The following is a 24,079-nucleotide window of genomic DNA, read 5'->3' on the forward strand; positions in this document are numbered from 1 at the left end:
AACTATAGGTTAAAAAATGATTTAAAAATTCTTTTCCATACATAGGGGTAAACAATAATGAGGTTGTAATATCTGTATGAAAGTTTTAGTAACCGGGGCAACAGGTTTTATTGGCAGGCAGCTCACGTTGTCGCTGGCTATGCAGGGTTATGATGTTAAGGCCTTATGCCGCAATACCGATCATCCATATTTAATAAAGCATAAAAACATTGAACCGGTTACAGGCAATATCCTGTACCGGCAAAGTTTGGGTAGGGCCATGCAGGGTTGCCAGCAAGTTTATCATACAGCTGCCATGGCTAAAATGTGGTGCCGAAACCCGGATGATTACCATGAAACCAATGTTACAGGCACCCGCAATGTACTGGAAGTAGCGGGTAACGGCGGTGTACAAAAAATAGTTTATACATCAACCTGCGGCGTATGGGGCCCAACGGTTAAACATCCCATGAGCGAGAACGATCCCCGGATAGCCGGTTTTCCAATTGCCTATGAACGCACCAAATACCTGGCAGAGCTTGAGGTACAAAACTTCGCAAAACAGGGGATGCACATAGTTACAGTAAACCCATCACGCGTATATGGCGAAGGGCCTGTTACCGAAAGCAATACTGTTGGCAAAATGGTTTCGGCCTATTTGCGCGGCAAATGGCGTTTTATTCCCGGTAGCGGCGAGCAGGTTGCTAACTATGCTTTTTTAAATGACGTTATTGACGGGCATATAGCTGCTATGAATCATGGAATCAGCAGTGAACGCTACATCTTAGGCGGAGAGGATATCAGCTTTAACGAGTTTTTTAATACAGTACACAAGGTATCCGGCAAACGGCATCGGCTTATCCATCTGCCTTTAAAAGCGATTGAATTTTATAGTCATATCGAAAAGCTTAAAACACAACTTACGGGCTTGCGTCCGTTTTTCCTGCCTGAGTTTGCTGAACGCTTAAAGTATGATCAAAAATATAGCAGCAACAAGGCCATAACCCAGTTAGGTTACCGGATAACTCCCTTTGCCGAGGGGATGCACAAAACAATTAATTATCTTCAACAAGCCTAAACCATGATAAACCAAACCGCTATCATCACCGGCGCCAGCGAAGGACTGGGCAAGTCATTTGCTATTGAACTGGCATCACGCCGCATAAACCTGGTATTGGTATCATTGCCTGCATCCGGATTGTCCGAACTGGCATCCTTTATCCGCAAAAATTTTGAGGTTAAAGTAAATTATCTTGAAATTGATTTAACTCTTGCCGAAAGTTACCCGGCAATTTTTAATTACCTTAGTGATGAGCAAATTACAGCCCACCTGCTCATCAATAACGCGGGTTTAGGTAACTGGTCGTGGTTTGAAGATCTGAACATTGGGTTTTATAAAAAGCAAATTGAACTGAACGTGATCACACCTGTACTGCTTACACGCCTATTCCTGGCCCAGGCGGATGCTGCCGTTACTTCATACATATTAAATGTAGGCAGTTTGGGCGGCTTGTTTGTAGTGCCTAAAAAGCAGGTTTACGGTGCTACCAAATCATTTATCAGGTATTTCACCAAATGTTTGCAGCTGGAACTTCAGGGCTCAAATGTGAAAATCAGCCTGCTTAGCCCCGGAGGCATTAACACCAAGCCCGAGCTGCTGGTAATGAATAATAAGCTCAAAGGCATATCAAAGGCAACCATTATGGAGCCCGGGCACGTAGCACGTATAGCGGTGGATGGCTTGCTGAAAGGGAAAAAGGAGATCATTCCCGGTATGATAAACAGGATGCTTGTTTTATTAAACAGTTTGCTGCCCGCCGCTGTTAAAGACATCATTATAAGGCAGCGACTGGCCACCATTATTAAAAGCTGACAGCATGATCATCTCAATACTTACCTACCGGCATATCAAAAACCTGTGCAGCTTTTTTAAGCGTACGCGCAATAGCTTTAAACTTATTAATAATGAGCGGATCGTTATTATTTCGGGCAGCATGCGCGGATTGGTACTATATTTTGACCGCGATGCATGCGAGGTTAAGACCGGCGACAGGGATTATATCAGCATTGATATTACCCGCGATTTCTCAGTCGAGATGCTGATGCGGATCCTGGTGAACCATAATATCATAACTCCGGTTTTGGAAGGCTGAAACTTTCCCGCTATCCCGTCAAATCAATTAAGTAATTGTTTAAAAAACAAAACTAACCGTTTAAAGTCGCACACTGGCTGTAACGTTTCTGAACAATATTGTCCTTTATTGCCTTTCAATATGTTCATTATAAGTTATTTATATTGTGGCATGAAATTTAACACCATGTTATGGTACCTGTACCGATATTACAAATGCGATGCCTGATTAGTTTAGATATCTGCTGAAAAAGATTATTGGGACATATCTGTGAAGATAATAGCATAACGCTGTTGGGGACTGTATATTGATGAATAAAATTGTTCTTTTCGTTAGTAAAACTTAAACCTACATAACCATGATCAGAACGTACTTTAAACTCGCTTACCGCAATTTAATTAAAGACAAAACCTATTCCGTTATTAATATATCTGGTTTGGCAATTGGCCTCGCAGCAAGTATCCTGATATTGCTTTGGGTACAAAACGAACTGAGTTACGATATGTTTCATAAAAATGCGGCACAACTATATCGTATAAACTGGGATGTTGATGGCTTAACCATGGCCGGCACGCCCACTGCAATGGCTGCCTCGGTAAAAGCGCAATTACCGGCTGTGAAAAATGCAGTACGCATAAGCCCGAAGAGTTACTTGTTTGAAGCCAACGACAAAAGGTTTATAGAAGACAGGGTAATTTATGCCGATCCCAATTTTCTGGATGTATTTTCATTCCCGCTTGTAAAAGGTGATCGCGCAGAAGCTCTAAAGCAAATAGATGGTGTTTTAATAACGGAAGCTACAGCCGTGAAATATTTTGGTAATGAAAATCCCGTTGGCAAGTTTCTAAAAAAAGACAATAGTGAAAACGTGGTAGTGACCGGCGTTTTAGCCAACATTCCCGCCAATTCTCACATGCAATTTGATTTTGTAATGCCAACGGCAGCGTTATACAAAGCTAACCCTAAGGTGGAAAAATACCAATGGGAGGCGCCATATTTTCATACTTATGTTCAGTTAGATAAAAATTTTGACCCAAGCCCTGCCAATTTAAAAAAATTGGAAAGTCAGATTTTTCAGATCTATCATAAATACGAACCGCAAATGAAAAGTGCGTTCCATCTTCAACCCATTACCCAAATTCACATGGCCCCGGCGATAGAGATGGATTTACCCGGGCACGGTAATGCGCTATACCTAAAAATGTTTTTTGTTGTAGCTATTTTAATACTTGCCGTTGCCTGCATCAATTTCATGAACCTGGCTACTGCGCGTTCGGCCCGACGGGCAAAGGAAATTGGCTTGCGCAAAGTAGCTGGGGCGCAAAGGTTTCAACTGATATTTCAGTTTTTAAGCGAAGCCCTATTCACTGTTTTTTTATCGCTGCTACTTGCACTTTGGATAGTAGTTTTAGTCCTGCCGATGTTTAATCAGCTGATTGGTAAACAGCTTACCATTGATTTCGCCAATACGAAGCTTTGGCTTGGTCTGTTATGTATCGCGTTATTAACAGGGGTGATATCGGGAAGTTACCCGGCACTGTTTTTATCGGGTTTTAATCCCGTTAAAGTGCTTAAGGGGAATGTGAAATCAATGGGCGGTAATTTAATTTTCCGCCATGCTTTGGTGGTGACCCAGTTTGTTGTTTCGGTGGTTTTACTGATAGGTACGATAGTTATTTACCAGCAACTTAAGTTTGTACGAGAAAGAAATCCCGGCTTTAACAAATCCAGTCTTTTATATATGGACATGAACGGTGACATGGTAGATAAAGAAGCTTTGCTGAGAAATGAGCTACGGCAAAATCCGCTCACCAGTGATTTTGCTATTACCAACGAACTTCCTATAGATGTGGGAGCCGGCGCAAACGCGTCGTGGCCCGGCAAAGACCCCAAAACGCTCGGAAACCCAACGCCGGGAATTTACGTGAGCGAAAATTTTGCCCATTTATTCGGATTGAAATTATTGGCAGGCCGCTTCTTCTCTGAATCGATCAAAACCGACTCCAATAACTGTGTCATCAACCAAAAGCTGTTGGGCCTGATGGGGTTTGCCAATGCGGCGGCAGCTATCGGAAAGCCGATGACATTGCACAACAAACCAAGCGTCATTATTGGTGTGGTTAAAGATTTTAATTTTAAACCGGCCCAGTCGGCTATTGAGCCGTTGATCATTGCTTTAACAGGTGGCGGTGGCACAGTTGTTATGCGAACCAAACCCGGAGCAACCGCGGCAACTATTAAAGCTTTGGAAAAAATAAGCAAAGAAATTAGTCCTGCCTATCCTTTTAGTTTCAATTTTGTTGACCAGCAAATGGCAGCCCTTTACCGCGGCGAGCAGCAAATGGGCGATATTTTTAAGCTGTTTGCCGCGATGGGAATTTTTATATCCTGCATCGGCTTATATGGTTTATCAGCCTTTATTGCCGAACAGCGTACCAAAGAAATAGGTGTGCGCAAAGTGTTGGGTGCATCGGTATTTAATCTTGTATATCTGTTGTCATCCGGAATCACCAGGCTCATCCTGATAGCCATATGTATAGCGCTTCCGGTTTCCTGGTATGCAGCAAATGTTTGGTTGTCGGGCTTTGCTTATCATATCAATATTAGCTGGCTGATATTTTTTGTGGCGTCGGCCGGAGCTTTGGGGATTGCCTGGCTTACGGTTAGTTATGAATCTATTAAAGCGGCAAGTGTTAATCCTATTAAAAGTCTGAGGGCCGAATGAGATCGTTACATAAATGAACACCCGGCTGTCCGTATCCGAACGATAGTGTATAGTTGTTTTTTGTAATTTTCTGATAGTTAGCTGTTTATAATATTGGCATCATTTTAATTAGGTGTTGCCTGATAAAGCCGTTATTATTATGCTGAAAAACTATATCAAAACCGCCTGGCGGAACCTTGTCCGCAATAAGTTTTATTCGGTGATCAATATTGCCGGGTTAACTGTGGGCCTCGCCATTGGGATCCTGATCTTGCTTTGGGTGCAGGACGAATTTAGCTTTGATAGCTTTCATAAAAACACATCAAACATTTACCGTGTAGAGCTTTTTGGCGGTACAGGGGCCAGCAAGCAGGTCTGGCAAGCAACGGTAGCACCGATGGGGCCGCTGGCCAAACAGGAACTGCCCGTTGTGCAAGACCAGGTGCGCATAACCAATAACTGGTTTTTCTCATTATTTAAATACCAGGATAAAATTTTTAACGAGCAGGCGGTAGGCTTTGCTGATCCCTCCCTGTTTACTGTTTTTGATTTTCCGTTGATAGAAGGGAACAAGGCAAAACCTTTCACGAACGATAATTCCGTAGTGATCACAAAAAGAACGGCAAAAAAATATTTCGGTAATGAAGATGCTTTAGGAAAAGTTATTGTGGCCGATAATAAAGAGAATTTTACTGTATCGGGCGTTATTGATGATTTTCCACTTAACTCAAGCATTAATTATGATATGATCATGCCCATGAGCTATCATATCAAATATATGTTTACCAACAATAAGGTTGATCTGAACCATGATTTTAGCAATTACGCTTATGAAACCTATTTGTTGTTGAAACCGGGTACTTCTTTAAAAAAGCTATCGGCCGATTTGAATAAAGTCCACCTGAAACGGAAGCCTGAAGATACCGATGCCGATTACCTTTTGCTGCCCGCAACTAAAATGCATCTTTATAATGCTGATGGTACCGACCGGGGGATCAGCACTGTACATATCTTTATTATTATCGCCTTAGTAATATTAGTGATTGCCTGTATCAACTATGTTAACCTTTCAACCGCACGGGCCATGCTGCGCGCCAAGGAAATAAGCATGCGAAAGATCATTGGCGCGGCAAAAACGCAACTGTTTATGCAGTTTGTGGTGGAAACAGCTTTGCTGTTTATCCTTTCGTCGGTTTTAGCAGTGTTGGTAATTTATAACGTAATTCCTGTATTTAATGAAATTGCGGGTAAGCAACTGGTATTTAATCTTTCCAATTACCATATCTGGTTAGTTATTGCGGGTACCATCACTGCTACACTTTTATTGTCCAGTATTTATCCCGCGTTGCTGTTATCATCTTTTGAACCCTTAAAAGCACTTAAGGGTAAAATATCCAATGGCATTGGCGATGTGGTTTTCCGTAAGATCCTGGTAGTGGTGCAGTTTACCTTTTCGGTGGTATTGATCATCGGTACCATTGTGATCACCAGCCAGCTTAATTACATCCGGGCGAAAAATTTAGGTTATGATAAAAGCCACGTGTTAGCTTTTTGGATGCGCGATATGAAAGGGCATTATGACGCTGTTAAAGCCGAGCTTTTAAAACAGCCGGGTGTTGAGGCGGTAACCCGATCAAGCGGAAATATTGTTAACAATGGCGGCATTTCTGGCGATAATGATTGGGATGGCAAAGCCACCGGGCAAACATTTATCGTGCATCCGCAGGGGATTGACAAAGATTTTATTTCTTTCTTTAAGTTAAAGATGCAGCAAGGGCATAGTTTTGACGGCTCCGTGAGCGATAGTGCTCATTTTATATTGAACGAAGCGGCAGTTAAAGAAATTGGCTTGCAAAACCCAATTGGCAAACGTTTCAGGCTGTGCAAAACAGAGGGTACTATTATAGGTGTTGTTAAAAATTTTCACTTTGCCAGTATGCGCGAAAAAATAGCACCGGCGGTGTTTTATTATGCGCCCGACAGTTACACTTCTATTTATATCAAAACCACAGGCAATGATGCGCCAAAAGCAATTGCTGCCGCCGGCAATCAGTTTAAGCAATACAATGGTGAATTCCCTTTCAGTTATGTTTTTTTAGATGATGTATTTAATAAGCTTTACCAGGGCGAACAGCGGGAAGGTACATTGTTTAACTATTTTGCGGGGATAGCTATTTTAATCTCCTGCCTTGGCCTGCTTGGTTTGGCGGCCTATACTGCCCAAGTACGTACCCGCGAAATTGGTGTGCGGAAAGTTTTGGGTGCTACTGTTACCAATGTTGTTGCTCTGTTAGCTAAAGATTTTATTAAGCTGGTGCTTATTGCTATCGTTGTGGCTTTCCCGATTGCCTGGCTGGCCATGAACCACTGGCTTGATGCATTTGCTTACCGAGTTGGCATAAGCTGGACAGCCTTTGTATTAGCTGCTGTGATTGCCCTATTGATTGCCTTTATCACTATCAGTTTTCAATCGGTTAAGGCCGCGCTGGCTAACCCGGTTGATAGTTTGCGGAGGGAGTAATAAAGTATATTTTTAGAAAGAATAAAACCCGCGTCATTGCGAGGTACGAAGCAATCCCCTATAAGCAGATCCGCTCTGTATAGTTTGGGATTGCTTCGTACCTCGCAATGACGCTTTTATAAATTGTATTCATATTTATTTAAAACAACTCCACCAACCGCTCCAAAGCCATCCCCCGTGACCCTTTAATAAGTATGGTTGAATTGCGTATCGGCTGTGCTTTCAAAGCAGCAATGGCATCTTCGGCAGTTTCATAAAACTTGCCCATGGTCCATGGTCCATGGTCCATGGACTGTGAAGCACCCAAAAAATCTTTTCCGATAAAGATGCGTTCATCAACAGGGGTGTCCATCGCTTTGCTGATAACAGATGCATGTTCAACAGCCGCTTCCGGCCCCATTTCAAACATATCGCCCAAAATAAGTACCTTCCTTTTTGCTTCAATTTTGCCCACGTTTTCAATGGCGACAAACATGCTGCTTGGGTTGGCATTGTAATAATCGCAAATGAGGGTATTGGTAGCCGTTTGTACAATTTGCGAGCGGTTGTTTTTTGGCTGATAACCCTCGATACCGGCGTTGATTTCATTCGCGGATAAGCCGAGATAAGTGCCGATACATATGGCCACTAAAATATTAGGGAGGTTGTAAGTCCCCGTTAGCTGGGTTTTAACTTTATAGCTATCGCCGGTTTTATTGTTGGTCCACTCCAAGGTAAGTAAAGGCGAGTTCTCCAGTAGTTCACCGCTGATCAGGTTATCAATAGCATCGGTACCATAATACTCCACATGAGATAAATGCCGGGCCGCAGCCATCTCCATTAAAACAGTATCATCGCTATTGACAAAGGTAATGCCATTATGTCGATAGGCACCCCCTTTAGGGGGTGGGGGGGGCGTCGCCATAAAGTCATATAATTCCCCCTTTCCTTTCTTCACCCCTTCAACTCCGCCAAAACCTTCCAAATGCGCTTTACCAACATTGGTAATTAAGCCAAGCGATGGTTGAGCAATACTGCAAAGCAGCTCGATCTCTTTTTGGTGATTGGCCCCCATTTCAATAACGGCCACATCATGGCTGGCATCAATGGTTAAAATGGTAAGTGGTACACCAATATGGTTATTTAAATTGCCTTGGGTAGCCTGGGTTTTAAAATGCTGCGATAATACGGCGTTGATCAGTTCTTTGGTGGTGGTTTTTCCGTTGGTACCTGTAAGTCCGATAACCGGGATGTCAAGCTGGCGGCGATGATGGCGCGCTAAATCCTGCAAGGTAGTTAAAACATCCTCAACCAATAAATACTGTTCGCCCAGTTGATATTCGGCGTTATCAATTACTGCGTAAGCTGCACCGGCCTCAACTGCTTTTTGTGCAAAAGTGTTGGCGTCAAACTTATCGCCTTTGAGGGCGAAGAACAGACTGCCAGGCACGATCTTCCGGGTGTCGGTGCTAATTACGGGGTGTTTGAGGTATATATCGTACAGTTGGGTTGTGGTAGTCATGTGTGTTGAACAAATACAATTCAAAAATATGTCATCATTAGCTTGCGTACGTTTGCAACGAGTGCTTAACGTGGCTCGGCGATTGTATCGCCGGGCTTGCGTTTAAAACGCAAGCCCATTTTAAGCGCTCGTTGCAAACGAGCGCAAGGTTTCAAACTTAACAAAAATTATTCCCCCTTGTTCATCCAGCCAATTACAGCTTTGATTTCACCGTAGCTGTAATCATCGCCTAAAACTTCTTTTAAGGGCGATAGTCTTTCAGCTCCATAACTTTCAACGGCGTCGGCAATAACAGCGATCTTTTTCTGCGGAACTATTTCGGTGATATCCAAATCGCCGTTTTGTACATAATAACTCAGGTGTGTTTCTATGGTAGCTGTAGTGAACCCACGCTCGGCCGCTATTTCGGCAACGGTTTTTCCGGAGCGATATAGGTTAAACGTTTCGGCTTTAGTATCATTGCTTCGCGAAGAAGATTTGGTTTGCCCCGGTGATTTCGCCTTCCGCTCCCGTTTAGGCGATTTCTGTTTTATTTTTGAGCCGAGGCCTTTTTCAGCACAATAAATCTTAACCGGTTCAAGCAGTTCGCGACCATAACGGGCCAGTTTAATATCGCCAAAACCAGAAATCATTCGCAGTTCATCCAAACTTTGCGGTAGGTAGGTAGCCATTTCCTGCAGTGTAGCATCGGATACAATAACATAAGCCGGTACATTTTCACCCTCGGCAATGCCCCGCCTAACTTCCCTTAACCGGTTGAATAACGGAATCTCATAAGGCAGGTTTTCTTCATGGTGAACCTCTTCAACTTTTTCTATCTCAATAAACTCAACCTTTTGCCCGCCCTTTAATACGTCGGTGCTCTGCGCGGTAAGTTTTAATACCGGATATTCATCGCCGGCGGTTTGCAGATAGCCCATACTAATCAACTCGCGGATGTGGTGCTGCCAGTCGGCCTTGCTAATATCTGCACCGATACCGTAGGTTTTTAACTGCTTATGTTCTTCACGGATCTTATCGCTTTTTGATCCCCGCAAAAAATCTATTACATAGTTAGCCCCGAAACGTTCATTTAACCGGGCTACCGCCGAGAGCGCTTTTTGAGCGATCAGTGTGCCATCAAAACGTTTATATTCGGTTAAGCAAACATCGCATGAGCCGCATTTGGCCGGGAATTCTTCGTCGAAGTATTTCATCAGGTATTGCCTGCGGCACGATAGCAGCTGGCAATATTTAACCATATCATTAAGCTTATTAAGCATGATGCGGCTTTGCTGCTCATTGCCTTCTACTTTGGCAAAAGCCTGCAATTTCATTGCATCGCCGGGCGAATAAAGCAACAATGCTTCCGACGGAAGTCCATCGCGTCCTGCCCTACCGGTTTCCTGGTAGTAACCTTCAATGTTTTTTGGCAGATCGACATGCAACACATAGCGTACGTTTGATTTGTTGATACCCATGCCGAAAGCGATGGTTGCCACAATGATCTTCAGGTCATCGCGTAAAAAGGCTTCCTGGTTACGGGCTTTAACTTCATTACTAAGACCGGCGTGATAAGCCTCGGCAGCAAACCCTTCATCTTTTAAATCTTCGGCCAAAGCTTCGGTTGATTTGCGGGACAGGCAATAAATAATACCCGATTCATCCTTGTGCTCATTTAAAAAGGCGATGAGCTGTTTAAAGCTGTTCTTTTTGGGTGATACCCGGTAAGTAATATTTGCCCTGTTAAATGAGGATACAAATATTGCCGGCTTATGAAGGTTGAGCTTTTCAAGAATATCTTTTTGCGTAAGCTTATCGGCTGTAGCCGTAAGTGCTATAACCGGCACCGACGGAAACTCTTCCTTAAGCCCGGCAAGCATTAAATACTCAGGCCTGAAATCATGTCCCCACGAGGAGATACAATGTGCCTCGTCAATAGCTATCTGTGCAACTTTCAGCGTTTTTAAAAAAGGAATAAGCTTACTTTCTTTATTCTCTTTGCTTTCGGCACTGAACAAACGTTCGGGGGCAAGGTAAAGCAGTTTGATCTCATTGTTTCGGAGCCGGTTTACCAGCACCCTCGTTTCCTCGGGATTTAACGACGAATTGAGGAAAGCCGCAGGGATGCCGTTAACGTTCAGGCTATCTACCTGATCTTTCATCAGCGCAATAAGCGGTGATATTACAATGGTCAAGCCATCAAGCAAAACAGCGGGCAGTTGGTAGCACAATGATTTGCCGCCGCCGGTAGGCATCAGCGCCATTACATCCTGCCCCTTAAGTATATTTTGAATGATAGCCTCCTGCTCATGCCTGAAGGCACTATAACCAAAGTATTTTTGCAGGGCCTGGATAGGTGTCATGTTTGTTGATTGCAGATATGCAAATGTGCAGATTTCAGATTATAAATATGCGGATTTCAGATGTGCAAATTTTAGATAATGCGCATCCTATTTATTTTGTGTTTTTATAAATAAATTCAGTGTATTTTCTAATCATTTGCATATCTGCACATCTGAAATTTGCACATCTAACAATTTGCCAATATTTTTCTGCATATTAGCTTATCTCTTTTCTCCTATATATCTATTATTTATTTATGATAAAAAAACATTTACTCCTTTTTGTATTTGTAAGTTTTTTTTGCCCGGCCTTTGCGCAAAAGATCCAATCGCCGCAGGAGTTCCTGGGTTATAAACTGGGTGAGCATTTTACTCCTCATTATCGTATTGTTGAATATTTTAAATACATAGCTTCGGTCTCAAAGAATGTAAAACTACAGCAGTTTGGTACTACCAACGAGGGCCGGCCTTTACTGGCGATGTTCATCGCTTCTGATGAAAATATTGGCAGGCTTGAAGAGGTCCGTCATAATAACCTTAAACTGGCCGGGATTGAAAGCGGTGGCGGCAGTACTGCCATGCCTGTTGTTACCTGGTTAAGCTATAATGTACATGGTAACGAGCCCGCGTCAAGCGAGGCCGCCATGTGGACTTTGTTTGATATGGTTGATCCCGCAAATACAGCTACCAAGGCCTGGCTCAAAAACATGGTTGTTGTTATCGATCCTTGTTTAAACCCCGATGGGCGCGACCGCTATGTTAATTTTTATAATTCGGTAGTGGGCACCATGCCGGATGCCAACCCAACATCGCGTGAGCATGTTGAACCATGGCCGGGTGGCCGGGTAAACCATTTTTACTTTGATCTTAATCGCGATTGGGCATGGCAACAACAAAAAGAAACGCAGGCACGTGTTGGCTTGTATAACCAATGGCTGCCACAGGTTCATGTTGATTATCACGAACAAGGTTACAATGCCCCTTATTACTTTGCACCTGCTGCCGAGCCATACCACAAAGATATTACCGCATGGCAACGCCAGTTCCAGATCACTATTGGTAAAAACAATGCCAAATATTTTGATCAGAACGGCTGGATGTATTTCACCAAATACGAGTTCGACCTGCTGTACCCATCATACGGAGATACTTATCCTTTATATAATGGCTCTATCGGCATGACCTATGAGCAGGGGGGAATCAGTGCCGGTTTGGCTGTGGTTACCCGCAGCGGTGATACCCTTACTTTGGTGCAGCGCGTGGCCCATCACCACTCAACAAGTTTAAGCACGCTTGAAATAGCCGCGTTAAATACTCAAAAGCTTTTGGATGAGTATAAAAAGTTTTTTGACAACAGCCGGGCCAACCCGCCGGGCGATTACAAAACCTATGTTATTAAAAACGATAACAATAATAAAATTAACGCGTTGGCAAAAATGCTGGGCCGCAACGGCATCCAGTATGGTTTTGGCTTAGCTAATAAAACCGTTACCGGCTTTAACTACGTTAACCAAAAAACGGAACAATATAATGTTGGCGCAAACGACCTGGTAGTTAATGCCTATCAGCCTAAAGCAGTATTACTGCATGTGCTTTTGGAGCCCAAAACTTTTATCCCGGACTCGAATACATATGATATCACGGCATGGTCGCTTCCGTATGCTTATGGATTGAAAGCTTACGGATTGAAGGAATCATTTAAACCTGCCAGTACCGAATGGAGCGTGGCTGAACCTAAGCCGCTGGTAAATACACATGCTTATGCTTATGTATCGGCATGGCAATCGGTTAATGATGTGAAATTTTTGGCTGCTTTGCTTAAAAAGAAGATTAAAGTGCGTTATGCCGAAAAGCCTTTTGAAGCAGGGGGCAAGCAATTTACAGCAGGGTCATTAATTGTTACCCGTGCAGGCAACGACCTGGCCGATTTTGACCAGGTGGTTACTCAAACCGCTGCATCACTTAATCAGGAGATCACCCCTATTTCAACAGGCTTTGTTGATAAAGGATCGGATATCGGTTCGGACGCGGTAAGATACATTCATCAGCCTAAAATTGCTTTAATTGCAGGCGATGGCGTTAATTCGGAAGCTATGGGCGAGGTTTGGCATTTGTTTGAGGCACAAATTGGATATCCGGTTACTTTAATAAGGTACCAGGATTTAGGGCGGACCAAACTGGGCGAATTTGATGTGGTGATTTGTCCCGATGGCCGTTATGAAGATTTCCCTTCAGAGAAATTACAAAACTGGGTCCGCGAGGGTGGTAAGCTGATAGCGGTGGATAATGCCGTATCATTACTGGTTGATAAAAAAGGGTTCCTTATTAAAAGGAAAGAAGAAAAAAAGGAAGACAAGGATAAAGAAAAGGAAAAAGATAAAGCAGTTAAGCTGTACGGGGATCGTGACCGCCTGGCCCTTAGTGAATCTATCCCCGGCGCCATTTATAAATTGAACCTTGATAACACCCACCCGCTTGGTTTCGGTTTGCCTGATTATTACTATTCGTTAAAGCTGAACGACGATATCTACGACCTTTTTTCGGGCGATGATGGCTGGAACGTGGGAACCATAAAAAAGGATGGCTATGTATCGGGCTTCGTTGGTGCAGAATCAAAAAAGAAGATCAACAACGGATTGTTGCTTGGCGTACAGCCTATGGGCCGCGGTTCGGTAGTTTATATGGTTGATGATCCGTTGTTCCGTAGCTTCTGGGAAAACGGTAAGCTGTTGTTCAGTAATGCAGTATTTATGGTGGGGCAGTAGTTCAGTTTGCAGTTTGCAGTTTGCAGTTTGCAGTTTGCAGTTTGCAGTTTGCAGTTTGCAGTTTGCAGTTTGCAGTTTGCAGTTTTTGAATTAGCTGATTAAGTTACGATGATTTGTTAAAAAGAAAAGCGCCGGATGATAAGCCCGGCGCTTTTCTTTTGGTGAATGGGCAACTGTAAACTACCCGGTAATAACTGCAAACTGCCCACTGGCAACTAATTAGCTCCCTTTACCCTTCCTTTTTCATCATCGGCGCCGCTGCGGTGCTGACGCATTTTGATAGAACTGTTACCAAAGTTATAAGTAAAAGTAAGGCGCATTACCCGGGTATCATTTTTTTGTTTGATAACAAAGTTATTGTTCACCACCTGGCTGCTCAAGTCATTGCGGCGGATGTTGAAGATGTCATCGCATGAAGCTTTGATGTTGAATTTCTTTTCCATGAATGATTTACTGACACCCATATCTACCGAGTAACGTGGTCTGATCTTGTAAATGCCGTAGGTTAATGATGATTGATAATCGCCGGTTACTTCAAAGCGGTAGCCTGCAAACTTGAATGTTTGTGTTGTACGGCCCTGGAAAGCCCATTGCCCATCATTGAACTTTTGACCAGCAAGGGTATCCGACTTAAAGCCCAGGTAAAACGCGGTTGCGTTAACATTGCCCTCCCACCATTTGGTAATGGTGAATGGTGTGTTGATGTTGACATTGTAACCGGTTTGTGTTTGCAGGTTTTGATGTGTTTCAAATGAACGCTTGCCTTCTGTTAAAATCAGCTCTGTAATAGCATCGGTTGTGTGACTGTAACCAAGGCTTACATTGATAGTTTTATTATAAGTATAATTAAGCTCAAAATTTTGAGTGTATTGCGGGTTCAGGAACGCATTACCTTGCGAATAAGTGTAAGGGTCAAGGTAATAAACAAAAGGGTTCAGATCGTCATAGCCCGGACGGTCGATACGGCGGCTGTATGAAAAGCTTATCTCGTTTTTATCATTAATGGTTTGGTTAATGAACACGCTTGGGAACAGGTTTAAATAACTCCTCTTAACAGGTGTACTGCCAATCAGGTTACCTGTAGACCGGGTTTGCTCGGCACGTAAGCCTAATTGTACCGAGAATTTTTTGAACTGTTTGTTCAGGTTCAAATATCCGGCGTTGATTTTTTCGGTATAAATAAACCGGTTGGTACGTGTAGTATCATTAATATAAGCACCGTTGCTGAAGATCTGCGCTTGCAGGTCATTATCGGTTTTAACACTGCTGAATTTTACCCCGGCTTCCAGTTTGATGGTTTTGGTAAGCGGTTTGGTGTAGTCAGCCTTACCGGTGTAGATGCTTATGGTTGAAGGTGTTTGGTTACGCAGCATTTGTGGTTCATGCTGTATACTTCCATCAGGTAAAAAATAATCGGTATTGTACATGGCATTGGAGTTGTTTTTGAATTTAGAGTAATCCAAATCAATGCTCAGCTCCTGGCCGCTGGTATCAAGCTTAAGCCTGTCGTTAAGGTTAAGGGCGAAGTTTTTATAGGTTTGCCTGATATCTGATGTAGTGCGCAACGAAGAATCGGGCACGCCAAATTGTTTGCCGATAATTGTGCGGTTATCATTCAAGTCTTTTTCGCTGTTTGAATAGCCGCTTACCACAAAACCTATGGTATGTTTCGGGGTTAGGTCATAGTCGGCACCTAAACGATAGTTGTTGTAATGGTTGATGCTTGGCAGGCTTGATTTCTGGTTGAAATAAGTTTTATTGCCAAGCGAATCAGTAATGATACGGTCAATGCCAATATCATGCCCGCGTTTATTATCGCCCCTGCTTAATGAAGTAAATACATTAAGACCGCCTTGTTTGTGGTTAAGGTTAAGGCTGCTGTTATCGCGCCAGTATTTGCTTTTGGCACCGCCCACAGTAATACTGCCGTTTGTGCCCGATTGTGTATTCTTTTTCAATTTAATATTGATGATGCCCGAATTGCCGGCCGCATCATATTTTGCAGACGGGTTGGTAATGATCTCAATAGATTTAATGGTATTGCCATCAGTTGAACGTAATAAAGTAGCCAGTTGCGCTGCGGTAAGATAGGTTAGCTTGTCATTGATCATGACAGTTACGCCCTGCTTACCTTTCAGGCTGATGTTGTCGTCTTTATCAACGGTAACACCAGGGGCACGTTCTAAAATTTCCATAGCGGTATTGCCGGCTGCAAGTACGCTGTTTTCAACGTTCATTACGGTACGATCAATTTTACGCTCGATAAGGGGTTTGGTAGCGGTAATGGTAACGGCTTTTAATTCGGTGCTGCCTGTGCGCAGGTTTAAAGCCGGAGCTGTAACCTGCGAAGAATTAGCGGGCACAGTAAAGGTTTTACTTACCGCTTTTTGATAACCAACAACAGAGGCTTTAATGATATAATTACCTGCTTTTATATTGGTGAAAACATAAACCCCGGCATCGTTACTTAACGCGCCTTTAACCACGGTTGAATCAGATGCGCGCAACAGGCTTACCGTTGCATAATCAAGAGGCTTACCCTGTTCGTTAAGCAAGGCCCCGGATACCTTGGTGGCAGGCGCGGCCTGCTGGGCAAAGGATACACTGTAGCTGATAGCAACAAGCAGCAGTGTATAAAATATGTTATGTATGATAGTTTTCATTTTAGTTCGGTTTAGAAAGTAAGGGCAATACAATGCCGTTAGAGGATTGCTCCTTTTTTAAAATTTGTAAATAAGTTTTCTTTAGTTCCCGGCGTGTTTTCCGGTTTTAGGGTTTAGTAGTTATGAGATATAGGCGATTGTTTTCATAGTATTCATGCTTTTGATTTAAATTTTTGGCAAAACAATCCCACGTGGCTTTTAAGCCTTTTTTTAACATTATTAAATTTATGTTGCCGGATCACCCGGAAATGGTAACTGTGTTGCTTTTTATAGTAAGATGCAAAAACAGGGGTGTTGGTTACAGATTATTTTCACTTTTTAATGCGGGCATTAAATTTTTTGCTATATCCTTAATAATCCGGAAGGTAATTGGCATTTCATTTTGGCGGGGAATGTTTGATTTGAGGTTGGTTACTCTGCTGTTTAAAAGCGGGTTACCGCTTGGTTGAAGCAGGAAGTAGAAGGGTATAATAAGCCCGCTAAAAATTAGCAGGCTTATATATTTAAAAAGTGTTTTCACAGGGAAATGGTTTATTGGGCTTTTGCTGTATCTGCGGGGCTTGCCGGTAAGGTATCCTGTTCCTGTTTGAGCGCCTTTAAGCTATCGGCTTTGAATTTAGCTGCCTTTATCGGGTCAACTTTGCATTCCAGCCCACTGGCGGTCATGATATAGGTGGCTGTGGTAATGCCATCACCATCGCTTTTGCACTCATATATATTAAAGTTGATGTTACGGTCGAGTTTTTGATCGATAATGATCTTAGCATTAAGCGGCACCTTTAAGGTAAGGTGCAGTTCCTGCCCGCGCCATAAAAAGCCTTTAGGCATTTCCAGGTGGCGGTCAAAATTTAAAACTGAATCTTTTTGTTCAAAGCGATAGGCCGCGCTGCGGGCGTTGATCAGGGCCTCCTCAAGATTACTACCACGGGCGCTGAAGGTTTCGATGAGCACTGGTTGTGGCACATCACTTTTTTCAATATCGATGGTAACATTGCGGTTTGGCATATCATCGCCATTAAAATCATCATCTAAAATGATCATGCCTTTAAAGCGCTCGTTTATTTTGAGGCGGGTACTGTCTTCATTGCTTAAATACTTGGTATCGTTCAGCTGCAGGTAATAGGTGTTATTCGCAGTTGGCTTAAGCTTAACTGTTTGGGTAAATTTACCGCCCTCACGAAAGCCGGCCGCCGTTTTTACGCCATAATATGAAACCGCACCTAATGAAGCTAACCAGATACATAACAAGGTGGTACCAATTGAGCGGTTAAATGACGCTTTTTTAAACAGGAAGCCTATCGTTGATAAAATAATAGCTAATAAAGGTATAGATAGTACTAAAAAGCCGCTTGCCATAAAAATGCCGTTGGCCTGGTGATTAGTTATGTTGAACGGAAACAGGTTATATATGCCCATATTACCCGCCGCAAGTAAGGCGATAAGCGAAACGATGAGCGCTATCATCATGCCGAGGCAGGCCAATAAAACAGCTGTAGCCAAAAGTTTACTAAGTAAACTGCCGGTACCTCTTAAAAAGGCTGCAAGGTGTTCAAAGATATCGCTGATCAGGTCGCGCACCTGGTAAATGAACGGTTTGGCTTCATGTTTAAAGTTTTGAAGATTTTCACGCACGGTGCTCAATTCTTCTTCAAAGTTCTTTTTAAAGCCTTTTAAGTCTTGCTTTTCGCCTTTCATGGCCATACGGTCGGCACGGGTAATGGCTTTAGGGACAACCATCCATAGTATTGTATATATAACAAGGCCCATGGCGGCAAAAGGTACCAGGATAGCGAAGGCCAGCCTTACCCAGGCCGGGTTAACGTCAAAATAATTGGCAATACCGGCGCATACACCACTGATGAGGTGATCGTCCGGATCGCGGAAAAGCCTGCGGCGTTCGGTATTGTACTCAAACGGACTACCTCCTGATTTGGCATCGGTTTCAGCGGTTTCAAAATCCTGTACGCTGCCCATTTGCCCGATAACTTCCTTTACATCTGTTTCCACGATAACTTGTTTGGCATCGCGGGCAAGGATCTCGTTAAACATTTCGGCAATGCGGTTTTCAATGTCGGTAGTGATCTCCAGGCTATCGGCCGAAGTAGAAAAATGACGCTTTACATCCGTCATATAGTTCTTCAGCACTTCGTAGGCATCTTCTTCAATGTGAAAAACCATGCCGTTTATATTTATGATAATTGTTTTGTTCATGATTATAGTGAGTTTGTAGGTTTTTCTATTTTCTATCGCCGATAGCTGTTTGAACAGCGAATACCAGTTCCTGCCAGGTTTTATCTAATTGTTCAAGTACCGCCCGGCCTTCGTCCGAGAGCACATAGTACTTTCGGGGCGGCCCGGAAATTGACTCCACCCAGTTATAGGTGAGCAGTCCGTTATTTTTTAATCGGGTTAAAAGAGGATACAGAGTACCCTCAACTACAAGCAGTTGGGCTTTCTTAAGTTCAGCAATTATGTCTGATGCATATGTTTCGCCCTTAGCTATGATGGAGAGGATGCAATACTCCAGTATGCCTTTCCTCATTTGGGTTTGGGTGTTTTCGACGATCATAATACAAAGATATATGTTTTAGATTGTATTATGCAATACATAGTACTATAATTATTATTCTTTTAGCTAAAACTTGGCTTTTTGAAAAAAAAATGACGTTTTGAAAGAAATTACTTGACTTTTTGATAACGTAACATTACTTTTATGATTAATTAACTATTAACTGATCTTATTATTAACGAAATGAAAAAACTTCTACTCGTAAGTTTGTGCTTACTTGTGTTGTCTATGACGCAAGTATTCGCGCAAAACCGTACAGTTACTGGTACGGTTACGGCCAAAGACGACGGCCTACCCATTCCGGGAGTAACAGTAAAAATCAAAGGGACTACACAAGGTACCCAAACCAACGCAGCCGGTAAATACTCTCTCAGCGTTCCGGCAAATTCAACACTCGTTTTCTCTTTTATTGGTATGGCTTCGCAGGAAGTTCCCAGTGGCAGCAGGAGTATTTTAAACGTAGTGTTGGAATCTTCAGCAAGGAGCCTTGGTGAGGTACAGGTAACAGGTGCATTAGGTGTTAAGCGCCAGGCAAAAGAGCTTGGTTATGCAGCTACAAACATTTCAAACAAGCAACTTACCGAAACCCGCCCTACCAACTTTACCAACGGTTTAACAGCTAAGGTTGCCGGTTTGGTTGTTAGTACCGTGAACAACGGTCTTAATCCCGATACCCGTTTTACACTGCGTGGTAACCGTCACATTATCGGTAATAACTATGCATTGGTGGTTTTAAATGGTACCCCGGTTTCTCCAAACGAGGTTTCCACCATTAACCCTGATGATATCGAGAGTGTTAACGTATTGAACGGTGCGGGTGCTGCGGCCCTTTACGGTTCTGAGGCATCAAATGGTGCATTGGTTATTACAACCAAACGCGGTAGCGGCAGCGGCCAGCCAACCATTAGCTATTCAAACACTTACTTGTTAGAGTCAGTTGCCTACATGCCTGCTTTGCAAAACAAGTTTGGTGGGTACGGTGGCGAAGGCCAGCCTTACCAGGATGCGGTAACCGGTTTTATCACTACTAACGTTCCTTATGAAAACCAATCATATGGCCCTGCCTATGATGGTAGTATGCAACAACTGGGTATTCCGCTGGAGGATGGCACTATCCAGTCATTCCCATACCAATCACCTAAAGGTCAAAGCTATGCCCGTCGTTTCTTTAATACCGGTCACAGCGATCAAAACAACATTTCATATTCATCGGGTGATGCGGCAAACTCGTTTAACTTCTCGGCTTTCCGCTTAGATCAGACAGGTATCGTTCCGAAAGATAAATACAACAAAACCCAGATCCGTATTTCTGGTACCAAAACCGCAGGTATCTTTAAAGTTGACGGTACTGCGAGCTTTTCACAAGGTAACACCGATACTTATGGCAATTACGGTGATATCTTAAGTACTATCTTCAATACACCAAGTTGGGTGCCGTTACAAAACTATAAAGATCCAACTAAACCATTTGCTGATCCAAGCACATATTTCAACTCTTACGGTATTAACCCATACTGGAGTATCAACAATTCAAGGATTACCAAACGTACTGACGTGTTTAATGGTAGCTTTAACGGTATTATTACCCCAACCAAATGGTTTGATGGTACTTATCGCTTAAGCTACAACGGCGGTACTTACCAGGAACAAAACAGGCGTGCCGAAATTGATTACACCCCTTATGCACTCAGCGATCCTACACACGGTGGCAGTACCGTTGGCTCAAGCTATGGTGCGTTAATTAACCCGGGTACTGTAAGTAATGTAAAAGTATTTGGCGATGGCAGCATCCCAACCAATAACAACTTTGCAGGTCCGCAGGGGTACAACCGTTTACAACAAGACCTTTTGGCCAACTTTCACAAATCATTTTTCAATGACCAGTTAAAAGCAAATTTATTGCTTGGTAATTCGATCTGGCAGCAATATGCTGATTACGTTCAGAACGGAACCAACAACTTATTGGTAAAGGATTTTTATAACGTAAGCTATTTGTTAGGTGTTCCAAGCGCTACACAGGGTACATTCAAAATCAGGCAGGTGGCTTATTTTGGTGACTTATCATTAGGTTGGAAAGACTATGCTTTCATCGAAGGTACTTTACGTAATGACCACGATTCAAGGCTGTCAGGCGCTAACCGCTCAATCTGGTATCCATCAGTAAAAGGCTCATTCGTATTTACATCGGCTTTTGATGCCTTGAAAAATAACAAGATCATCAGCTACGGTAAATTAAGGGGCGGTTACAGCCGTGTAGGTGACGTAAACGTAGGTCCATACAGCTTATTGAATACCTTCACTTCTACATCTGGTTTCCCATACGGTAATACAGGTGCATTAAGCCAAAGCACTGTATTGAACAATAAAAACCTAAAACCAGAGTTAACTTCTGAAGTTGAGGTTGGTGCTGATTTAGGTTTCCTGGATGGCCGCATTAACGCGAATGTTACTTATTACAATACGCATACTAAAAATCAAACTTTGCCAATTTCAGTTTCTCCTACTACAGGCTATACCGGTACTGTACTTAACATAGGTGAAACACAAAACACAGGCTATGAGTTTAAGTTAGATGTAACCCCATTACAAAAAACACAAACAGGTGTTGGTGTAACATTAGGCGGTAACTTTGCTATCCAAAATTCAAAAGTATTATCGTTATTCGGCGAAACCAAACAGCTTTCATTAGGTGGTTACACTATTGCAAACACCCGTGCAGTTGTAGGCCAGCCATATAGCGTTTTATATGTAACCGATGTTAATCGCGATCCGCAGGGCCGCGCTATTGTTGACCCGGTTACCGGTTATCCATCAGCTAACCCTAACCTGGTTAACGCAGGTCAAACTACTCCTAAATATGTATTAGGTTTAACACAAACTGTAAGCTACAAATTCATTACCTTATCGGTTACAGAAGAGTATCGTTCAGGTAACGTGATCTTTAGCCAAAGCTTGCAATCAGCTACCGCTGCCGGTGTATCTCAGTTCTCTGTATCTTCAGACCGTCAGCGTTTTATTTTCCCGAACTCTGTTATCAATACAGGAACCGCTGCTAACCCGGTTTATACCCCAAACACCACTGTAAGTGTTCAGGACGGTGCTTTAGGTTTCTGGGATAACGGTGCATTCTACCAGTCAGGTTCTACTTATGTAACCAGTGGTGCATTCTGGAAACTGCGTGAAGCCAACTTATCTTTCGATCTTTCAAAATGGATCAAAAAGACAGGCTTTATCAAACGTGCCAACTTCGCAATAATTGGTCGTAACTTGTTTATGTGGAGGCCTAAAACCAATAACTGGGTTGACCCTGAGTTTGCTAACAGCGCTACTAACGGCGATATTGGCGTTAACAGCACCCAGCAAATGCCGGCAAGCCGTATCTATGGTGCTAACTTAACACTGACATTTTAATTAACGTAACAATGAAAAAGTATTTATCTATCATATTTGCAACGCTTACGTTAGCGGGAAGCAGTTGCAAAAAGGACTACCTGGAGTTGTCGACCAACCCCAACCAACCGGTAACAACAACCCCGAAGCTGGCTTTAACCGGTGCTTTAAAAATAACAGCAGATATCACTAATAACGTTGGCCCGGGTGGACTCGGCTCTTACGTTAATTATGCCTGCTGGATGGGTTACCTGAGCTGGAGTACAAGCTACCAACCTAACATCGCCTTGCTTTCATATCAGATAACATCAGCCAGTTATGATTATTGGACACCACTGTATCTGAACATTGCAAACTATAACGCGATGAAGGCCTCAACTACCAATCCTTATTATCAGTCTATTGCCGAAATTATGATCGCGTTTGATTACCAGGCGCTGGTTGATAACTATAACAATGTGCCATATACTGAAGCTTTGCAGGGAACCAAAAACCTGAACCCTAAATATGATAAAGGTTCGGCCATATATGATGACCTGTTAAAACGTGTGGATGCAGCTATAGCAGCTATTCAAGCTGCTCAAAAAGCTGCCGTACCTCCGGCGGCTCCGGGTACTGAAGATATCATGTACAAAGGAGATATGACCAAATGGTTAAAATTTGCCAATACCCTTAAATTGCGTTTGGCGTTGCGTCAAAGCAACGTAGCCGGTAAAACAAGCGCCCTTAAAGCGGCCGTTGCAGCAACTCAAAGTATCGGTTATATTGACGCTACTTCTCCGGCTACCGTAAACCCCGGCTATCTGAACAGCGATGCTACCGGTGGTCAGCAAAGCCCGCTTTGGAGAAATTACGGTACTACACAAAACGGAGGTGCACAAACCAACAAAAATCAATACCAGGCTAATAGCTACGGTGCAACTGTGCTTACATCAAACAGCGATGTTCGTGGTTTTGCAGTGTATACTACTACCTCAGGTGCAATCAGCGCAACAGCATTGGGAGTAACCCAACCTCCTGCCGTAGCCCCAAGTAAAGTTGGTAGCGGCTTATTGAAATCAGCAACTATGGATGCTGTGATCATGTCGGCTTCTGAAGGTTTATTTTTACAGGCCGAAGGTGTTAAAAGCGGTTATATCACAACCGGCGGGTTAAGTGCAGCTAATTTATATAATGCAGGGATCTCTGCATCATATGCTGATCTTGGCTTAACCACAGCACAGGCAAACACCTATATTGCTGCCAATCCATATCCGGCTGCCGGCACCGATGCGCAACAGGAACAAGCTATTATTACCGAAAAATGGAAAGCGCTTGCTATTTACGGTGCGTTTGAGGCTTTCAACGAGTTTCGCCGTACGGGTTACCCTAACAATATTCCGCTTTCAGTTTATCCTGGCGCTAATCCACCAAATCAGGTAACACGCATCCCTTATCCTTCGGTTGAATATCAAACAAACGCGGCTAACGTAGCCGGTGAAGGCACTATATCGGTATTTACCTCTAAAATATTTTGGGCTAAATAACATTT

The 24,079-nt window shown here is 43.1% G+C and carries 14 protein-coding genes; 8 read left to right on the top strand and 6 right to left on the bottom strand.

Annotated features, from left to right (window positions below):
• Positions 1-76 precede the first annotated feature (76 nt).
• The 5 genes from ABIC84_RS12370 (at position 77) to ABIC84_RS12390 (ending at position 7,336) form a co-directional block, all read left to right on the top strand.
• Entirely contained in the window at positions 77-1,057 is a 981-nt protein-coding gene (locus ABIC84_RS12370; RefSeq protein WP_429263735.1) for an NAD-dependent epimerase/dehydratase family protein, read from the top strand.
• A 3-nt stretch (positions 1,058-1,060) separates the two neighbouring features.
• A complete protein-coding gene (locus ABIC84_RS12375) occupies positions 1,061-1,852 on the top strand; it encodes an SDR family NAD(P)-dependent oxidoreductase (protein WP_429263736.1) in 792 nt (263 codons plus the stop codon).
• A 4-nt stretch (positions 1,853-1,856) separates the two neighbouring features.
• Positions 1,857-2,132 (top strand): hypothetical protein, encoded by a 276-nt coding sequence (locus tag ABIC84_RS12380; RefSeq protein WP_429263737.1) that lies wholly within the window; start codon positions 1,857-1,859, stop codon positions 2,130-2,132.
• A 337-nt stretch (positions 2,133-2,469) separates the two neighbouring features.
• On the top strand, positions 2,470-4,836 hold the full coding sequence (locus tag ABIC84_RS12385; protein ID WP_429263738.1) for an ABC transporter permease: 2,367 nt from the start codon (positions 2,470-2,472) through the stop codon (positions 4,834-4,836).
• 139 nt (positions 4,837-4,975) lie between these two features.
• A complete protein-coding gene (locus ABIC84_RS12390) occupies positions 4,976-7,336 on the top strand; it encodes an ABC transporter permease (RefSeq protein WP_429263739.1) in 2,361 nt (786 codons plus the stop codon).
• Here the strand turns inward: ABIC84_RS12390 and ABIC84_RS12395 are convergent.
• The 3 genes from ABIC84_RS12395 to recQ all read right to left on the bottom strand — a co-directional run bounded on the left by ABIC84_RS12395 (position 7,282) and on the right by recQ (position 11,182).
• The gene (locus tag ABIC84_RS12395; protein WP_429263758.1) at positions 7,282-7,404 is read right to left on the bottom strand and encodes a YSIRK-type signal peptide-containing protein; all 123 of its coding nucleotides are present in this window, start codon (positions 7,402-7,404) and stop codon (positions 7,282-7,284) included. The two genes, ABIC84_RS12390 and ABIC84_RS12395, sit on opposite strands and share 55 nt — an antisense overlap.
• A 71-nt stretch (positions 7,405-7,475) precedes the next feature.
• Positions 7,476-8,837, bottom strand: a complete 1,362-nt coding sequence (locus tag ABIC84_RS12400; RefSeq protein WP_429263740.1) for a UDP-N-acetylmuramoyl-tripeptide--D-alanyl-D-alanine ligase — start codon at positions 8,835-8,837, stop codon at positions 7,476-7,478.
• A gap of 167 nt (positions 8,838-9,004) precedes the next feature.
• On the bottom strand, positions 9,005-11,182 hold the full coding sequence (gene recQ, locus ABIC84_RS12405; protein ID WP_429263741.1) for a DNA helicase RecQ: 2,178 nt from the start codon (positions 11,180-11,182) through the stop codon (positions 9,005-9,007).
• Between the two features lie 236 nt (positions 11,183-11,418).
• On the opposite strand from recQ, the gene ABIC84_RS12410 reads away from it, so the two are divergent.
• Positions 11,419-13,926 carry a M14 metallopeptidase family protein gene (locus ABIC84_RS12410; RefSeq protein ID WP_429263742.1) on the top strand — a complete coding sequence of 836 codons (2,508 nt, stop codon included), beginning with the start codon at positions 11,419-11,421 and terminating at the stop codon, positions 13,924-13,926.
• Between the two features lie 215 nt (positions 13,927-14,141).
• Here the strand turns inward: ABIC84_RS12410 and ABIC84_RS12415 are convergent, their stop codons facing one another.
• The 3 genes from ABIC84_RS12415 to ABIC84_RS12425 form a co-directional block, all read right to left on the bottom strand.
• Positions 14,142-16,589, bottom strand: a complete 2,448-nt coding sequence (locus ABIC84_RS12415; protein ID WP_429263743.1) for an outer membrane beta-barrel protein — start codon at positions 16,587-16,589, stop codon at positions 14,142-14,144.
• A 531-nt stretch (positions 16,590-17,120) separates the two neighbouring features.
• Positions 17,121-18,800, bottom strand: coding sequence for a PspC domain-containing protein (locus ABIC84_RS12420; RefSeq protein ID WP_429263744.1), 1,680 nt, complete (start codon positions 18,798-18,800; stop codon positions 17,121-17,123).
• 25 nt (positions 18,801-18,825) lie between these two features.
• Positions 18,826-19,158, bottom strand: coding sequence for a PadR family transcriptional regulator (locus tag ABIC84_RS12425; RefSeq protein WP_090532189.1), 333 nt, complete (start codon positions 19,156-19,158; stop codon positions 18,826-18,828).
• A gap of 228 nt (positions 19,159-19,386) precedes the next feature.
• On the opposite strand from ABIC84_RS12425, the gene ABIC84_RS12430 reads away from it, so the two are divergent.
• Positions 19,387-22,569: a SusC/RagA family TonB-linked outer membrane protein gene (locus tag ABIC84_RS12430; protein ID WP_429263745.1), complete on the top strand. Its 3,183-nt coding sequence runs from the start codon at positions 19,387-19,389 to the stop codon at positions 22,567-22,569.
• A gap of 11 nt (positions 22,570-22,580) precedes the next feature.
• Complete coding sequence (locus ABIC84_RS12435) at positions 22,581-24,074, top strand: SusD/RagB family nutrient-binding outer membrane lipoprotein (protein WP_429263746.1); 1,494 nt, start codon at positions 22,581-22,583, stop codon at positions 24,072-24,074.
• The last annotated feature ends 5 nt before the right edge of the window (positions 24,075-24,079 follow it).

It is taken from the genome of Mucilaginibacter sp. 3215 (assembly GCF_050433785.1).
Lineage (GTDB): Bacteria > Bacteroidota > Bacteroidia > Sphingobacteriales > Sphingobacteriaceae > Mucilaginibacter.